Here is a 17002-nt window from a genome sequence, read left to right as displayed (position 1 = left end):
CCAAATGTAATCAAAAATGGTGACCCGGAATCAGACAAACTTTGAACAAGCCGCCTCATTGCCAAGGCAGATATAGCCGGAGTTAAAGGTCAGAAGCAATAGCACCGATGCTCAAGAAGGGACTTAATTGACTGTTTTCGAGGGGCTTCGCAGGAAAATTAGCGGTTTTCATCAATTACATATTTAAGATGCAAATAAGGATGCTTAACATATATAAATACTGAGTTTGTCAGTGGGGGGGAAAGCTCCGCGCCCAAAAAATTAGGCCAGGCGCGGAGTGATATTCATTAATCCTTAAGCAGAGAGTTGGTCGATAGTTTGCAAAATACGTTTGTCCGAAATGGGATATGCTGTCCCCAATTGCTGAGCAAATAAGCTCACCCGCAGTTCTTCAATCATCCAACGAACTTCTTTAACGTCTTCATCTTGTTGGCGTTTAGGCGGTAACTTATTAAGCCATTGCTGCCACATTTGCTGGACATGTTCTATGCGCAACATTTGGGCGCGATCACGATGAGGGTCGACAGCTAACTTCTCCAGACGGCGCTCAATCGCGTGTAAATAGCGCAATGTATCAGGTAAGCGTTTCCAGCCATTATTAGTAACAAAGCCCCGGTAAATCAGACCACCAAGCTGGGCTTTAATGTCTGAAAGTGCCAATGCTTGCGAAATATCGACTCGGCCTTTTAGACGCTTATTAATACTAAACGCCGTGGTTAGGATCTGCTCAACTTGCTTGGCAATATCCACGACGGTTTCATTTAACTCAGCCCGCACTTTTTCTTGTAACTGAGCAAAATCAGCCTGTTGCCAGACCGGGCCACCATATTGCGCCACCAGTTTATCCACCCCACAAGCAATGCAATCATCAATCAGATCCATCACTTTGCCATAAGTATTGAAATAAAGGCCGAGTTTGGATTTATTCGGCAGTTTTTCATGTAAATACTTAATGGGAGAGGGAATATTTAGCAGCAATAACCGCCGTGTACCCTGCCACATTGCTTGCTGTTGCTGAGATTCCGTATCAAACAAGCGGATCGCAACACTGTCTTTCTCATCCACCAGTGCAGGATAGGCTTTGACTTCGTATCCCCCGCGGCGTTGTTCATAGCACACAGGAAGTGAGCCGAAGCTCCAGATATGTAAGCCATTTTGTTCAATACCGTCATCCGCCACGGCAGAAAGGGTTTCCTGCACCTTTTCTTGAAGTTGTAGCTTCAAAGCCGCAAGATCTTTGCTTTCACGTAGAGTCCGATTTTTATCGTCCAGCACACGGAAGGTCATTTTCAGATGGTCGGGAACTTGCTCCCATTGCCAACTCTCGCGTGACACTGTCACACCCGTCATGCGGCGCAACTCGCGCTCTAATGCCTCGAGTAAACTGGTTTCCAGCGGTGTTGCTCGGGCCAAAAAAGCTTCAGCATAATTAGGTGCAGGAACAAAGTTACGGCGCACAGGTTTAGGTAATGACTTGATAAGCGCTATCACCAGCTCACGGCGAATCCCTGGAATTTGCCAGTCAAACCCCTCTTCTTTAACCTGATTCAGGATCGGGAGCGGGATATGGACAGTGACCCCATCGGCGTCAGTACCCGGCTCAAATTGATAAGAAAGCCGTAATTTGAGCGACCCTTGATACCAATAATTCGGGTAGTCCAGCGGGTTAACTTTGTTCGCCCCATCCTTGATAAGCATGGTTTTTTCAAAGTTGAGTAATTCGGGCTGTGTCTGGCTGGTTTTCTTCCACCAGCTATCAAAATGGCGCGCAGAAACAACATCGCGTCCAATTCGCTGGTCATAGAAGTTAAACAGTGTTTCATCATCAACCAGAATGTCGCGGCGGCGAGATTTGTGCTCCAGCTCTTCAACTTCAGCCAGCAACTTTAAATTAGCCCGGAAGAAAGCATGGCGCGTTTGCCAATCTCCTTCGACCAAACCGTGACGGATAAACAGCTCGCGGCACAGTGGCGGGTCAATGGGGCCATAATTTATCTTGCGCTCAGTCACGATAGGTAAGCCGAATAAGGTCACTTTCTCGCTAGCCATCACCGCCCCTTGCGCTTTCTCCCAATGCGGGTCGCTATAATGGTGTTTAACCAAATGCTGCGCTAAGGGTTCAATCCACTCTGGCTCAATGCGGGCAGCAATACGGCCCCATAAGCGGCTGGTCTCGACTAACTCAGCGACCATGCTCCATTTAGGCGGTTTTTTGAATAAACCGGAACCGGGGAAAATGGCAAAGCGGGCATTCCGTGCGCCGGTATACTCTTGCTTTTCAACGTCTTTTTGGCCGATATGTGACAATAAACCGGTCAGAATAGCAGTATGGACGCTGCGATAATCTGCAGCGACACTATTGACCGGGATACCCAATTCTTTCACTACCTGGCGCAGTTGGGTATAAATATCCTGCCATTCGCGTACCCGCAGATAATTCAGAAAATCACTGCGGCATAATTTACGGAATTGTGCCGATGACAGCTCTTTTTGCTGCTCTTTCAGATAATCCCACAAATTAACAAACGCAAGGAAATCAGAGTCTTTATCAGCAAAACGCCGGTGTTTTTCATCGGAAGCTTGCTGTTTATCCATCGGGCGCTCACGCGGATCCTGGATAGACAACGCCGAGGTAATAATCATCAATTCGCGCACACTGCCGCTTTTCTGAGCTTCCAGCACCATTCGAGCCAGTCGAGGATCGACCGGTAATTGGGCCAATTGGCGACCGAGCGGTGTCAATTGTTGATGCCCGTTACTGGCAGTTTGGATCGCCCCCAATTCTTCCAGCAGCCGCACGCCATCTTGAATATTACGTTTATCTGGCGCTTCCACAAACGGGAAAGCCGCGATATCCCCTAGCCCTAGTGAGGTCATTTGCAGGATAACGGACGCCAAATTGGTGCGCAGAATTTCCGGATCGGTAAATTCAGGGCGAGACAGGAAATCCTGTTCGGAATAAAGACGAATACAAATACCGTCAGATACACGGCCACAGCGACCTTTGCGCTGATTAGCAGAAGCTTGGGACACCGGCTCTATGGGCAACCGCTGTACTTTGGTGCGGAAACTGTAGCGGCTAATACGCGCGGTGCCGGGGTCAATAACATACTTAATACCGGGCACCGTCAGTGAGGTTTCCGCCACGTTGGTTGCCAGTACAATTCGCCGCCCATGATGAGACTGAAACACCCTATTCTGTTCGCTATTTGATAAGCGGGCATACAGCGGCAGCACTTCCGTATGGGGCAGATTCTGTTTCATCAGCGCATCAGCGGTATCACGGATTTCCCGTTCGCCACTCATAAAGATCAGAATATCGCCGGGACTTTCGCGACCCAACTCATCGACGGCATCAAAAATAGCTTGTAGCTGATCGCGATCAACATCATCGGCATCATCCACAATGGGCCGGTAGCGCACTTCCACCGGATAGGTGCGGCCAGAGACTTCAATAATGGGCGCATTATTGAAATGATGAGAAAAGCGCTGCGGATCAATAGTCGCCGAGGTGATAATCACTTTCAGATCAGGACGTTTTGGCAATAACTCGCGCAAATAACCCAAGATGAAATCAATGTTCAGGCTACGTTCATGGGCCTCATCAATAATCAGAGTGTCATATTGCATCAGCAGGCGGTCTTGCTGAATTTCAGCCAGTAAAATACCGTCGGTCATTAACTTAACCAGCGTATTTTCGCCCACTTGATCATTAAACCGCACTTTATAACCGACACTGCCGCCAAGGGAGGTGTCTAGCTCATCGGCAATACGGTTCGCCACGGTACGTGCGGCCAGACGGCGCGGCTGGGTATGACCAATCACCCCTTTTATACCCCGCCCCAACTCCAGACAAATTTTCGGTATCTGTGTGGTTTTACCCGACCCCGTTTCACCGGCGACAATCACCACCTGATGGTCACGGATAGCATGATAAATATCTTGTTTTTTCTGACTGACCGGCAAATTTTCAGGATAAGTGATAGCCGGACAGGCCGCCCGACGGCCAGCAACTCGCTGCATTGCAGTAGCAAATTCGGCCTCTATTTCACGGGTAATCGCCTCTACGGCCTCTGGATTATGGACTTTTTGTGCGCCTTGCAGCCGACGTCGCATGCGCTGTTGGTCACGGAGCATCAATTCCCCGAGTTGGGAGGATAATGCTGCGAGCGAAGATTTCACGTTCAATATTCCTTGTTACGCTGCGGCTGAAACTCACAGTATCAGCCTGATAATTTTAAGCTCTGAATGTGATTAGCTGATGTTTTTTATTCATTAATATCAATTTTGACCAACAAACTCGCTCTAAATCATCCCGAGTTTTTAATGATATAAATCTTTGTCATATAGGGTAACACAGCCCGGGTTGGCGCTGTAGCTGGCGCAGACGGCGCTATCTGACTCTCAGATTATCATTATTCAATAAAATCGAACAAAGAACGCAAAATATTGCGCTATCACTGTTAGAAAAACTTGAATAAAGTGTATCTCATTGAAAAGGCGTACCGCCTAAGTCACTGTTAACTGTTAAGGAATTACAATGAGCAAAGTACTGGTTCTAAAATCAAGCATTCTGGCAACCTATTCACAGTCTAACCAACTCGCCGACTTCTTTGTTGAACAATGGAAAACAGCTCATGCTGGCGAAGAAATCACCGTGCGTGATCTGGCTGCTCAGCCGATTCCGGTATTAGACGGCGAGCTGGTAGCTGCTTTGCGCCCTTCAGATGCTGCGCTAACACCACGTCAGCAAGAAGCTCTGGCGCTGTCTGATGAGCTGATTGCCGAATTGCAAGCGAATGACGTTATCGTCATGGCGGCACCGATGTACAACTTCAACATCCCGACTCAGTTGAAGAACTATTTTGACCTGATTGCGCGTGCTGGCGTGACTTTCCGTTACACCGAAAAAGGCCCTGAAGGCCTGATTACCGGCAAACGCGCTATTATTCTGACCAGCCGTGGCGGTATCCATAAAGATACTCCGACTGACCTGGTGGTTCCTTACCTGCGCCTGTTCCTCGGCTTTATCGGGATTACCGATGTCGAGTTCGTGTTTGCAGAAGGTATTGCTTATGGCCCTGAAGTGGCGACCAAAGCACAAGCGGATGCCAAACAGCTACTAGCTCAGGTTGTTAACGCTTAATAATAAAGAACTTTCGTGCAGAGGCGAGTGTCTGCGTTAATGCACGACAGCAATGACCTTGCATTGCCCTCGTTTTACCCAGTAGTCAATTTCATCATTGCGCGCCTTCAGGCGCGCTTTTTTATAAATGATGCGCCGAGTATCAGCGCTGCATCCATTGGCCATTAATACCGCGTACATATTCCCCCGCCGCCGCGCGGTTGACTAACTTTTGCCCCGCCAGCTTGGCGACATCCTCGGTTGAAATATGATTCTTCTGCGCCACTTCCTGATATTTCTGGGCTCTGGCGATATTAATTTGCTCCACCAGCGCCAGTGTTTCAGCATCTTTCTTTACCGGTGCCAAATACCCACTGAGGGTTTCACCCACGCGGCCTTGCTGCTTGGCCTGCTCCAACGTCAGTGCAAAAGCCCCGGTGCTAAACAGTAAACTGCCGCTTAACACCACGCAGCCCAATATTACGCGAAGCAACTTTTGTGTATCCCCAATCCAGCCGGACGTTTGCTTGTTCATAATGGCCTCTTAGAATAGATTGGATTGATTTTTAAGCAGATTTTCCACGTCTTTATCCACTCTAATCTGGATTTCATGCTCAATTTTGACATTCATATTGATAGTGATAGGTTTTTCCGGGGTTGCCACTTCCAGGCGTAAACAGCCGCTAAGCATAAAAATACCCAGCGCTATTGCCATAGGTTCCCATGTCAAAATCTTCATTCCTTCGCCCTCGCTGGTATGGATGCTGTTGGTCGCAACGAAATATTTTGCTGCAACCACTCTTGTAAATTGTCACCAAAACGTAGGCTGCGCCAGAGTTGGAAGATATTTTCCTCATGCTGATAGTTCAGCACTATCTCTCGTTTGGAGTTTTTCTGTGTATTAACACCATGAATCTTTGAACGCAATGTTAATTGACCCAAGTTATCGAGACTGACAGTGGCATAAGATTGGTAAATCTCCATGTAACGCAGCCAATCAATCGCCACCCCCGCCACAAAATTACTCTCACTGATTGAGTTTGCCAGTTCTGGGTCAAGCCGCAGTGTCACCGCGCCGTCATTCGCTATCCAACCATCGCGCACCAACCACTGTGGATTATTAAGATAAAGCGGCAATTCGCCATTGACCTTACCCGACATAGCCAGTTGTTTTGGTTGCAACACGGTAAATAGTTCACTTAAATCAATACCTTTTAATTTTAGCACTGCCGCGTCATGTTGGGGTAAACGCAAAGCAGACAAACTCAGATGCCCTTTCAAAATATCCATGCCAACATTGCTCAAGGTCAATGGGGCTTTCTCTGAATAGGGATAAGTTCCTTGCAAATCAGCGGTGATATTCTGCATTGTAAACAAGTTGTTTATCGAGGCAATACGCAGCATGACCGGCTCTTTCGGCCCCAACTGCCAGTGATGGTTTTCTAAACGATAAGACATAACAAAATCTAAGCCGCTCAGTTCACCGTCTGCCAGCCACATCCCGCCATTCTTCACGACCCAATGTCCACCGGCGGTAAAACCTTGCTCACGGGCCGCAGAAAAAGCCGCCTGTGCATAAAGCTCGCCATCCCGCAATTTAATCCCTAACTCTTCGGATAGCAGCGGTTGGAATACCTTCAGCGATTGTTTTGGCCACCAGCCCTCGCCGCGTAACCGCTCGCCATCCCAACGGCCACCTAACGCAATCGGCCCAATGGCTTGCGCTTGTAAATTCCCTTGCCATAGAAAATCATCGGGGGCGCGGCCATTAAGTTGTAGCGATAACACCGCAGGAGGCAAGTAGCCGCCGCCATCACTGAATGCCACTTTTTTAGCGCCCAGCTCGAACCCGGCAATAAAAGCAGGATGATGATTATCCCGCTGCCAGGTCAAGGGTTTGGTTAAGGTCAGCCGTGGCGCCTCAACCTTAACTAATCCATATTGCAGCCGATCAAAACCAGTTGAGAGTTTATCGACAGTTATCAGTGTTCCCTGCCAACGCCCCTTGCCGCCCATATCCCAACTCGCAGCCAGCGGCGGCAGGCGACCATTGCCCCAGTAGCGCCATTGCCAATGGCCTTTATCGGGCCAAAATTCTTGCGCCTGACCATCCAGATGCAGATTAAAATTGCCCCAAAAACTGTCCTGTGCTTCCACAATCGCCTGTAGCCGCCCCGTCACTCCAGCGGCAGTCACTTTAACGCCCGCCAGTGGCCAACGCGCATCTTTTATGCGCAATTCCGGCGTGATGTTACCGTGAGCACGCAGTAAAGCGCCGGGGTGCAGCACCCAAGTCGGGTTCAGTATGGAGCCACTGAGTAAGCCGGGAATAGTGGCATTCAAGACCATTTTTTCCAGATTAGCTTGCCCGCTAAGTTGGAATTTCATGTCACTGTTGACGAGACTCAAGCTACCCGGCCCAAGGGTCAGGACGGCGTTGCCTTTGCCACTTTCCCCCGCCGTGATGACATTAATTCGCGCCTCAATGGCGGTTTGGTCCAAGCCCTTATCCCAGTCATACAATGTCAGATTCACCCCCCCGCTGAGGGGTTGCAGCTCATAGGGCCATTGCCATTGGCCGTTGATTATCTGAATTTTTTTCGGGGATAAGCGCCATGGCAACCGCGCCAGCGGGGTATCATCACCGCGCTCTGTCAGGGTTAAAACCCCCTGTTGCTGTTGCCAACTCAGATTCAATAATAACGGTTTAGACAGATAGCCCGTCGTCAATACCCCGTCGAGTGCACCTTGCTCTGGCCAATCATCCAGCGACAATGGAATTTTAATTCCACCACTCAGTTCGAAAGGTTGCGGGGTACCGGGAACAGCAATCGAGAATTGATTCAGACTAAGTTGCTGTTCTTCATCCAGTGTGGCGGCGAAGCTCAATTGTGGGCCCTGATAACGCAATTCTTGGGTGAGTTTTTTATTGTCTGGCGATGTGAGGGCCGGTTTACCAGAGAATGTCAGTTTACCGGCGTATTGCTGCCACGGCGTAATCTGCAAATTGTTGATATTCAAGTCAAGCACGGAGAGCTGCTGCTGCCAATAGGCTAAATCTTGCGGCGCACTCTCGCCACTGCTCGGTAATTGGCTCAAGCAAGCGGTATCCACAGCGACGGTATTGGCCCCTAGCTGCCAACGGCCTTGGTGATAGCCGACACTCAATTGCCCAATATTTGCCAAGGTGCAGCCCTGCACCCGGTAACCCAATTGTGAAATACGCAATGCGCCATCATGCCAAACCGGCGGGCTAGCCAAGACCAGTTGGCTACCCGCAGGCAACCAGTATTGTGCAACTTTTGGTAGCCACTGCGGCAAGGTTTTCCATAATATTCCTAAAGAAATTGCGCTGATTAACAACAACCAACCCATTATTTTTGCGCATTTAGTCATGACTTGCCTTGTTTAATACCCTAAATAATTCCAATTGCAGAAAGGCGGCAAATGAAAGCACCCCGATGAACTTACACAGGTAAGTTATTCGGGTAATTGAGCGCAGCCAACACACCGACAGTTTGAAGCATGACGGATATATCACTCACCCGACGTCCGGTGTGCTTTAATCAATCTACTGCAATCATTCTACTGCAAGAATAGATAACGCTATCCTTGTAGATTAAACAGAACTGTTGCCATTGAAAGTTGGAATAAAAACCTTACTTCATTGGCATAAGAAAGTGACATACACCCTACTTAACTTATTACTGTGCTATTTAACTTATTATTGTGCCAAATTGTATGATTTATTCAAACCTGTTAAATTGATCACAATATTTTGGCGGAGACATCACGATGAAATTAGCCGTTTACAGTACCAAACAGTATGACCGCAAATACCTCGAATTGGTCAACAAAGATTTTGGCTTTGAATTAGAGTTTTTCGATTTTCTGTTATCCCCCAAAACGGCGAAGATGGCTGCGGGCTGTGATGCAGTTTGTCTTTTCGTCAATGACGATGCATGTCGCACGACATTGGAAGAATTGAAAAACGTCGGTGTGAAGATTCTGGCTTTGCGCTGTGCGGGCTTCAATAATGTGGATTTGGTGGCGGCGAAAGAGCTGGGTATTCAGGTTGTTCGTGTGCCGGCCTATTCTCCTGAAGCTGTGGCTGAACATGCAGTCGGAATGATGATGAGCCTCAACCGCCGTATTCACCGTGCTTATCAACGTACGCGTGATGCCAACTTCTCGTTGGAAGGTCTGATAGGTTTCAATATGCATGGCCGCACGGCGGGGATTATTGGTACCGGTAAAATTGGTGTCGCCACCATGCGCATCTTAAAAGGCTTTGGTATGCGGTTGTTAGCCTATGACCCCTACCCAAGCCAAGCGGCTTTGGATTTGGGCGCGGAATATGTTGACCTCAAAACCTTGTATGCCGAATCGGATGTTATTTCACTGCATTGCCCGATGACCCCAGAAAATCATCATTTGCTTAATAAACAATCATTTGAACAAATGAAAGATGGCGTAATGATCATCAATACCAGCCGCGGTGGCCTGATTGACTCAACAGCGGCGATTGATGCACTGAAGCAACAGAAAATTGGCTCGCTCGGCATGGATGTCTATGAAAATGAACGCGATTTGTTCTTTGAAGACAAATCTAACGACGTCATTCAGGATGATGTTTTCCGCCGTTTGTCTTCTTGCCACAACGTATTATTTACTGGGCATCAAGCTTTCCTGACAGAAGAAGCCCTGACCAGTATTTCTGCCACTACTATGCAGAATATTGCCCAATTGAAAAACGGCGAACATTGCCCGAATATTATTACCGCCTAATATATCCAGAAAGTCCGCAGGGTGAGTCTCAAGGATGAGGCTCATTCATCCCGATAAGCTGACTTATATTTTATAAGTGATTCGGTAATTGAGCGCAGCCAACACATCTGCGGCTTGAAAGATGGAGATAGCTATATACCCAATAGATTTCGAGGTGCAGGAAGGCGGCAAACGAAAGCATCCCGATGAGCTTACATTGGTAAGTGATTCGGGTAATTGAGCGCAGCCAACACATCTGCGGCTTGAAAGATGGAGGGTATATCAGCGAGCCGGGCAAGCGCCGCGCATTAATGCCGATTCTTCACAACGTTTGCCATCCGGTAACTGACACATTCCTACACTGCCGCCATTGAGTTGCTTAGCCACCGTCAATATACCGCCCGCATTCGCACAATTAACGGCGGCAGGATTAGACATATTCAGATTATGATGAACATTGGCACTGGTGGCTTGTTGCACCGGCTCACTGGTCTCATTGTTGTTTAAAAATCGAGCGGCTGGAACTGTCTCTATTGGGTCATTGCTGCTGCAAGCGGCTAAAAAGAACACAGCCCCGCCCACAAACCAAGATAATGCATTCATTCTTTTGCTCCGGCATGAATAATATATAGCGCTATAATAGGTTCATATAATAACTGTTATAATTAAAACACAACATAAATAAACAGAATTCGCTAACTTAATTTCGTGTCGAACAATACTGATATAACAATCAGAGAAAAAATCAAACACCTACCGAGGGTAAAAAATAAAATGGGAGCCATTATGATCACTGATTTACTACTAAGAATTACTTTGGCGGGTGCATTAGGGGGGTTAATTGGGTTAGAGCGTCAATTGCGGGCGAAAGATGCGGGATTACGCACACATATTTTGGTTGGTATCGGCAGTGCCATGTTTATGATTGTTTCAAAATACGGTTTTGAGGATTTATTAACCTTAGAACACGTCAGCTTTGACCCCAGCCGAGTCGCGGCGCAGGTCGTGAGTGGCATGGGGTTCCTCGGTGCTGGGACTATCATGATCCAAAAGCAGATGGTCAAAGGACTTACCACGGCGGCGGGAATGTGGGTCACGGCAGCAATTGGTCTGGTGATTGGTAGTGGCCTGTATGAAATTGGTATTTATGGCACGATGGTGACGTTAGTTGTGCTGGAAATCTTCCGCCAGTTAAGTAACCGCCTGATTGGAGAGCATCATTTTGTCGCGATTAAACTGCTGCCAGACAGTGTGCCACGTATTTTGGTTGCTATGCAAAAATTGCAGCTTCGCCCGATGAACCTGTCTGTCACCCACAAACCAGAGAAACATGAGCCAGACTGTGAACTCACTTTAGAAGTGACATTGTCACCGAAAAAAAGTTTGGATCTGGTGTATGAAACATTGTTAGCCGTCGAGGGAGTACATCAGTTGGATATTAAATAGTTTGACTGTATGCGCGGCGATAAAAATCACCGTTATCCCCGTGCATGCAGCTTGTAGTATGACGGGTATATGATTAATGCATCGAAGTCTTAGACAATAGATTAATCACCAACACACCGGCAATAATCAAACTCATGCCCGTCATTGCAGCCCAGTCCAACTTCTGTTGGTACATAAATACCGCGGCAACTGACACTAAAACAATTCCCAACCCTGACCAAATAGCATAAGCAATGCCTAGGGGCATAGTTTTAACCACCTGTGATAATCCCCAGAAAGCAATGCCATAGCCAATCACGACCACAATAGAGGGCACCAAGCGGGTAAAGCCATCGGAGGATTTTAACATCGTGGTTGCCACGACTTCAGCAACAATCGCCATCATTAAATACATGAAACCACTCATTATCGACCTCTCATTTCAGTGTTGGGCAGACATTATGCCCATCCGCAATTAAATGTTCATTAAATCGATTTGTACTTCACAAATATTTCACAACCAAGCCAAATTACAGCGCATTTATTGTGCTGTTCGTAATAAGTGAAACCTCATTGTTATTATAAATAGTTTTCTAATTGTAATAATTATTATCTGAAAGCCCCAATATACCGCCAGCCCCGCAATTCACCTTATTCTCCACATAATCTGGCGGCCCCGCCGTCACACAAATGCGATAACTGACAAAAATACTCTCTGCTAGAATTTCGCTATTAGTTCAAATAATCAGATAACAGTCAGAGACGCCCCCATTAGCACTTTTATTCTCTGCATGATAAGCAATGTGAAGGTATAAATTAATGATTACTACTGACGGTAACAGTGCAGTAGCTTCTGTGGCCTATCGTGCCAGTGAAGTTATTGCTATCTACCCTATTACGCCAAGCTCTACCATGGCCGAACAAGCTGATGCTTGGTCTGGCGATGGCAAAGTCAATATCTGGGGGGATGTTCCCCGCGTAGTTGAAATGCAGTCTGAAGGCGGAGCCATTGCTACTGTGCATGGCGCACTGCAAACCGGCGCATTATCGACCTCGTTTACCTCCTCGCAGGGATTACTGTTGATGATCCCCACCCTCTACAAGCTGGCGGGCGAGCTGACACCTTTTGTCCTCCATGTTGCGGCCCGCACCATCGCGACCCACGCGCTGTCTATCTTTGGTGACCATTCTGATGTGATGGCGGTGCGCCAAACCGGTTGCGCAATGCTATGCGCCAGCAGCGTGCAAGAAGCACAAGATTTTGCTTTGATTTCCCAAGTGGCCACACTCAATAGCCGCATCCCATTTATTCATTTCTTTGATGGATTCCGCACCTCGCACGAAATCAATAAAATTGTACCACTCAGCGATGACACACTGCGCCAGCTATTGCCACAAAAAGGGATAGACGGCCACCGCAGCCGGGCGCTTTCGCCAGACCATCCGGTGGTGCGCGGTACCTCCGCTAACCCGGATACCTATTTCCAGTCTCGCGAAGCGACCAATCCTTGGTATAACAATACTTACCAACATGTTGCCGATGCCATGCAGGCTTTTGCCGCGGCCACCGGGCGCGAATATAAGCCATTTGAATATTACGGCCACCCACAGGCGGAGCGCGTTATTATTCTGATGGGGTCAGCCATTGGCACTTGTGAAGAAGTGATTGATAGCCTGCTCACGCGCGGTGAGAAAGTCGGCGTGTTGAAAGTGCGGTTATTCCGTCCTTTCTCTGCTAAACATCTTCTCAGTGTCTTGCCGCCATCCGTGACTAAAATTGCCGTATTGGACCGCACCAAAGAACCCGGCGCACTGGCCGAACCGCTTTATCTCGATGTCATGACCGCGCTGGCGGAAGCTTATAGCCGGGGTGAGCGGGCAACATTGCCGAAAGTGATCGGCGGCCGCTATGGGCTGTCCTCCAAAGAGTTTGGCCCCGACTGTGCGCTGGCGGTATTCAAAGAATTATCTGTTGACCTGCCGCGCCCGCGCTTTACCGTGGGGATTTTTGATGACGTGACCGGCCTGTCATTGCCACTCACCGATGAGAAAATCGAGCAACGTGCCACTTTGGAGGCGCTGTTCTACGGCCTTGGCAGTGACGGCTCGGTTTCGGCGACCAAAAATAATATTAAGATTATCGGCAACAGCACCTCACTGTATGCGCAAGGCTATTTTGTCTACGACTCGAAAAAGGCCGGTGGCCTGACGGTCTCTCACTTGCGAGTCAGCAAAACGCCGATTAACTCAGCCTATCTCATCAGCCAGGCCGATTTTGTCGGCTGTCACCAGTTACAGTTTATTGATACTTATCAAATGGCTGAGCGCTTAAAACCGGGGGGGATTCTCTTAATTAACACCCCGTTCAGCGCGGATGAAATGTGGCAGCGCCTGCCGCAAGAAGTTCAGGCGGTACTGCACCAGCGCAAAGCCCGCTTATTTGTGATTAATGCGGCAAAAATTGCCCGCGAATGCAAACTGGGCGCGCGTATTAATACCGTCATGCAGATGGCGTTCTTCCATCTGACGCAAATCTTGCCCACCGCCATGGCGCAGGAACAATTACGGGCGGCCATTGACCGCAGCTACAGTAATAAAGGGCCGGAAATTGTTACCCGCAACTGGCAAGCGCTGGATGCTACCCTGGATGCATTAGTCGAAATTCCATTGCAACCGATTGATGAAAATAGCCCGATGCGCCCACCGATTGTCTCTGATCAAGCGCCCGATTTCGTTAAAACCGTCACCGCCACCATGCTGGCCGGTTTGGGCGATGCCCTGCCCGTTTCGGCCTTCCCACCTGATGGCACCTGGCCGGTGGGCACCACCCAGTGGGAAAAACGCAATATTGCTGAAGATATTCCTATCTGGCAGCCGGATCTGTGTACCCAGTGTAACCACTGCGTTGCTGCTTGCCCGCACTCGGCCATTCGCGCCAAAGTAGTACAGCCGGATGCTATGTTGGGTGCGCCAGACAGCTTACAATCGCTGGATGTCAAAGCCCGTGATATGCGGGGGCAGAAATATGTATTGCAAGTCGCCCCAGAGGATTGCACCGGATGTAATCTTTGTTATGAAGTCTGCCCGGCGAAAGATCGGCAGAACCCAGAAATCAAAGCCATCAATATGCAGCCACGGCTGGCACATCTGGTGGAAGAAAAAGCGCACTATGATTTCTTCCTCAAACTGCCGGAAATCGATAAAACGCAAATGGAGCGTATTGATATCCGAACTTCACAGCTGATTTCGCCGCTGTTTGAATATTCCGGTGCTTGCTCCGGTTGTGGAGAAACACCGTATATTAAATTACTGACTCAGTTGTATGGCGATCGTCTGTTGATTGCTAACGCCACCGGTTGCTCCTCAATCTATGGTGGCAACCTGCCCACGACGCCGTATACCACCAACGCGGATGGCCGTGGCCCAGCTTGGGCTAACTCACTGTTCGAGGATAATGCCGAGTTTGGTCTGGGCTTCCGTCTGACGGTTGACCAACATCGCCAACGTGTCACTCGCTTGATAAACCAGTTAGCTCCACAGTTGCCGCAGGATTTGGTTGGGCAATTACTCAATGAGGATGCAACACCCGAAGTCCGCCGTGAACAAGTCATCCAACTGCGCCAGCTATTAAAAGAGATTCCGGGCAATGATGCCCAACAATTAGCCACGGATGCAGATTATCTGGTCGATAAATCTATCTGGCTGATTGGCGGCGACGGCTGGGCCTATGATATTGGCTTTGGTGGTTTAGACCATGTACTCAGCTTGACCGAAAACGTCAATGTGCTGGTACTGGATACCCAATGTTACTCCAATACCGGTGGTCAGCAATCCAAAGCCACCCCGCTGGGGGCGGTGACCAAGTTTGGTGAGCACGGCAAACGTAAGGCACGCAAAGATTTGGGTGTTAGCATGATGATGTACGGCCATGTCTATGTCGCGCAAATTTCGTTAGGTGCGCAGCTTAATCAAACGGTTAAAGCTATTCAGGAAGCCGAATCCTACCCCGGCCCATCATTGATTATTGCCTATAGCCCTTGTGAAGAGCACGGTTATGACTTGGCCTACAGCCATGATCAAATGAAGCAATTAACCGCCACCGGTTTCTGGCCACTGTATCGTTTTGACCCACGCCGTACCGACGAGGGCAAAGTGGCCTTAGCACTGGATTCCCGCCCACCAAACAGCGATTTGACCACCACATTACTCAATGAGCAGCGCTTCCGGCGGCTCAACACACAAGAGCCAGATGTGGCGGCGCGGTTGTATGCTGAGGCTGAAAAAGACCTGAAAAAACGCTATGACTTCCTTAGCTTGTTAGCCGGAAAACCGGATAAAACGCCGACCGAATAATGGTCTAAATTAATGCGCCAGCCCCACAAGCCAGTCAGTTATCTACTGACTGGCTTTTTATTTGGTGATGATTTCTATTACTCCTACATCTAAATTTGGAATGTCCACAGAATAACTCACTGGGTTACTTTCGGCTCTCACTGACAAGGAGGATATTATGAACATGAAAAATTGGATGTCCCGGCTGAGTGATTCACAGTTATTAAGCCAAATTTCCATTCCTGGAACACATGATTCCGCATCATTTCGCTCCAATGTATTAGGTGCTGGATTTACGCAAACACAAACATGGAATATAAGAGAGCAACTTGAACATGGCATTCGATTTTTAGATGCCAGATGTCGCCTTATTAATAATGTATTCACTATGCACCACGGAGCTGTTTTTTTAAAACAACAATTTGGTGATTTTCTCACTACCTGCATTGACTTTATTAAACGCAACCCGACAGAGTTCATTATTTTATCGGTTAAACAAGAACATACCACTGAAAAAAGCACTAAAGGATTTAATGAAATTATGCAGGAGAGATATATCAATCCGCATAATAAATTATTTTATCTGCAAAATAAAATACCTAGCATTGGGGATGTAAGAGGAAAGATAGTATTATTACGGCGTTACTCTGGTGATAAAGTGGGCATTAATGCCTCTCGCTGGAAAGATGACGCCACATTTGAAATTAAAAACAAAGGCTTTAATATTTATGTCCAAGACAATTATGATGGTTATACCGCATTAAGCCTTCATTTTAAAAGAAAATTTATTGATATTCTGCTCAAAGATGCACAGAAAAAACGTGCCCAAGATATATATATTAACTTCACCAGTATATCCGGTTTGTTAACACCCTATTCCGGGGCGCAAGGCCATCATTTAATAGATGGAATGAACATTTGGTTCTGCAAACAATATCGAGAAAAACAAATAATGGGGATTATCGTTGCCGATTTTGTTGATGTTCAGGATGGGGCAATTATTAAAACAGTGGTGAATTCAAATGTTTTCGTATAAATAATCACTCAGGCCACCATGAAAAATGACTCATTAATAAATTAAATACACCTTAAATAATTCGAGTTGTAGGAAGGCGGCAAGAGAGAAACAAATCGGTCGGGAACCGATTTGAACAGCATTTATGCTAGCCCGCAGGGTGAGCCTCAGGGATGAGGCTCATTAATCCCGATGAGCTTACATGAGTAAGTGATTCGGGTTATTGAGCACAGCCAACGCGCATACAGCTTGAAGTATGACGGGTATATACACTTATTGGATGATAAACTTGTGTCATAGCAACATGCCCTGTCATGCCTCTAACTGGATATGAGTCA

The 17002-nt window shown here is 47.8% G+C and carries 11 protein-coding genes; 5 read left to right on the top strand and 6 right to left on the bottom strand.

The window, feature by feature from the left end; all coding sequences use genetic code 11:
- Positions 1-294: 294 nt before the first annotated feature.
- Entirely contained in the window at positions 295-4182 is a 3888-nt protein-coding gene (gene hrpA, locus OVO64_RS03410; protein WP_145509843.1) for an ATP-dependent RNA helicase HrpA, read from the bottom strand.
- 358 nt (positions 4183-4540) lie between these two features.
- Here hrpA and azoR point away from each other — a divergent pair, with 358 nt between their 5' ends.
- Positions 4541-5146 (top strand): FMN-dependent NADH-azoreductase, encoded by a 606-nt coding sequence (gene azoR / locus OVO64_RS03405; RefSeq protein WP_038632765.1) that lies wholly within the window; start codon positions 4541-4543, stop codon positions 5144-5146.
- A gap of 142 nt (positions 5147-5288) precedes the next feature.
- Here the strand turns inward: azoR and OVO64_RS03400 are convergent, their stop codons facing one another.
- The 3 genes from OVO64_RS03400 to OVO64_RS03390 are packed head-to-tail and all read right to left on the bottom strand — an operon-like array spanning position 5289 to position 8521.
- Positions 5289-5660: a YdbL family protein gene (locus OVO64_RS03400; protein ID WP_038632763.1), complete on the bottom strand. Its 372-nt coding sequence runs from the start codon at positions 5658-5660 to the stop codon at positions 5289-5291.
- Positions 5661-5669: 9 nt separating this feature from the next.
- Positions 5670-5864 carry a YnbE family lipoprotein gene (locus tag OVO64_RS03395; protein WP_038632761.1) on the bottom strand — a complete coding sequence of 65 codons (195 nt, stop codon included), beginning with the start codon at positions 5862-5864 and terminating at the stop codon, positions 5670-5672.
- The gene (locus OVO64_RS03390; protein WP_267248619.1) at positions 5861-8521 is read right to left on the bottom strand and encodes a YdbH family protein; all 2661 of its coding nucleotides are present in this window, start codon (positions 8519-8521) and stop codon (positions 5861-5863) included. Before OVO64_RS03390 ends, OVO64_RS03395 begins: the two co-directional genes overlap by 4 nt.
- 399 nt (positions 8522-8920) lie before the next feature.
- Between OVO64_RS03390 and OVO64_RS03385 the strand changes: the two genes are divergently transcribed.
- Positions 8921-9913: a 2-hydroxyacid dehydrogenase gene (locus OVO64_RS03385; protein ID WP_038632757.1), complete on the top strand. Its 993-nt coding sequence runs from the start codon at positions 8921-8923 to the stop codon at positions 9911-9913.
- 261 nt (positions 9914-10174) lie between these two features.
- Here the strand turns inward: OVO64_RS03385 and OVO64_RS03380 are convergent, their stop codons facing one another.
- Positions 10175-10495: a DUF333 domain-containing protein gene (locus tag OVO64_RS03380; protein ID WP_267248618.1), complete on the bottom strand. Its 321-nt coding sequence runs from the start codon at positions 10493-10495 to the stop codon at positions 10175-10177.
- A 183-nt stretch (positions 10496-10678) separates the two neighbouring features.
- Between OVO64_RS03380 and OVO64_RS03375 the strand changes: the two genes are divergently transcribed.
- Positions 10679-11338 (top strand): MgtC/SapB family protein, encoded by a 660-nt coding sequence (locus OVO64_RS03375; RefSeq protein WP_050291693.1) that lies wholly within the window; start codon positions 10679-10681, stop codon positions 11336-11338.
- A gap of 73 nt (positions 11339-11411) precedes the next feature.
- On the opposite strand, the gene OVO64_RS03370 is transcribed toward OVO64_RS03375, so the two are convergent.
- Positions 11412-11744 carry a DMT family transporter gene (locus OVO64_RS03370; protein ID WP_038632751.1) on the bottom strand — a complete coding sequence of 111 codons (333 nt, stop codon included), beginning with the start codon at positions 11742-11744 and terminating at the stop codon, positions 11412-11414.
- Positions 11745-12136: 392 nt separating this feature from the next.
- On the opposite strand from OVO64_RS03370, the gene nifJ reads away from it, so the two are divergent.
- Positions 12137-15670: a pyruvate:ferredoxin (flavodoxin) oxidoreductase gene (nifJ, locus tag OVO64_RS03365; protein WP_050291692.1), complete on the top strand. Its 3534-nt coding sequence runs from the start codon at positions 12137-12139 to the stop codon at positions 15668-15670.
- 157 nt (positions 15671-15827) lie between these two features.
- Positions 15828-16685, top strand: a complete 858-nt coding sequence (locus OVO64_RS03360) for a phosphatidylinositol-specific phospholipase C (protein ID WP_038632746.1) — start codon at positions 15828-15830, stop codon at positions 16683-16685.
- The last annotated feature ends 317 nt before the right edge of the window (positions 16686-17002 follow it).

It is taken from the genome of Yersinia sp. Marseille-Q5920, from assembly GCF_946902935.1.
Classification (GTDB): Bacteria; Pseudomonadota; Gammaproteobacteria; order Enterobacterales; family Enterobacteriaceae; genus Yersinia; species Yersinia rochesterensis.
Note: the sequence above shows the minus strand (reverse complement) of the source record. Positions and strands in the feature narration are given on the sequence as shown.

What these genes read in the sequence shown, in the direction of transcription:
- OVO64_RS03360 (WP_038632746.1), top strand. Translation starts at nt 15,828, where the DNA reads ATGAACATGAAAAATTGGATGTCCCGGCTGAGTGATTCACAGTTATTA.
- OVO64_RS03380 (WP_267248618.1), bottom strand. Translation starts at nt 10,495, where the DNA reads ATGAATGCATTATCTTGGTTTGTGGGCGGGGCTGTGTTCTTTTTAGCC.
- OVO64_RS03390 (WP_267248619.1), bottom strand. Translation starts at nt 8,521, where the DNA reads ATGACTAAATGCGCAAAAATAATGGGTTGGTTGTTGTTAATCAGCGCA.
- nifJ (WP_050291692.1), top strand. Translation starts at nt 12,137, where the DNA reads ATGATTACTACTGACGGTAACAGTGCAGTAGCTTCTGTGGCCTATCGT.
- OVO64_RS03400 (WP_038632763.1), bottom strand. Translation starts at nt 5,660, where the DNA reads ATGAACAAGCAAACGTCCGGCTGGATTGGGGATACACAAAAGTTGCTT.
- OVO64_RS03370 (WP_038632751.1), bottom strand. Translation starts at nt 11,744, where the DNA reads ATGAGTGGTTTCATGTATTTAATGATGGCGATTGTTGCTGAAGTCGTG.
- OVO64_RS03395 (WP_038632761.1), bottom strand. Translation starts at nt 5,864, where the DNA reads ATGAAGATTTTGACATGGGAACCTATGGCAATAGCGCTGGGTATTTTT.
- OVO64_RS03375 (WP_050291693.1), top strand. Translation starts at nt 10,679, where the DNA reads ATGATCACTGATTTACTACTAAGAATTACTTTGGCGGGTGCATTAGGG.
- azoR (WP_038632765.1), top strand. Translation starts at nt 4,541, where the DNA reads ATGAGCAAAGTACTGGTTCTAAAATCAAGCATTCTGGCAACCTATTCA.
- OVO64_RS03385 (WP_038632757.1), top strand. Translation starts at nt 8,921, where the DNA reads ATGAAATTAGCCGTTTACAGTACCAAACAGTATGACCGCAAATACCTC.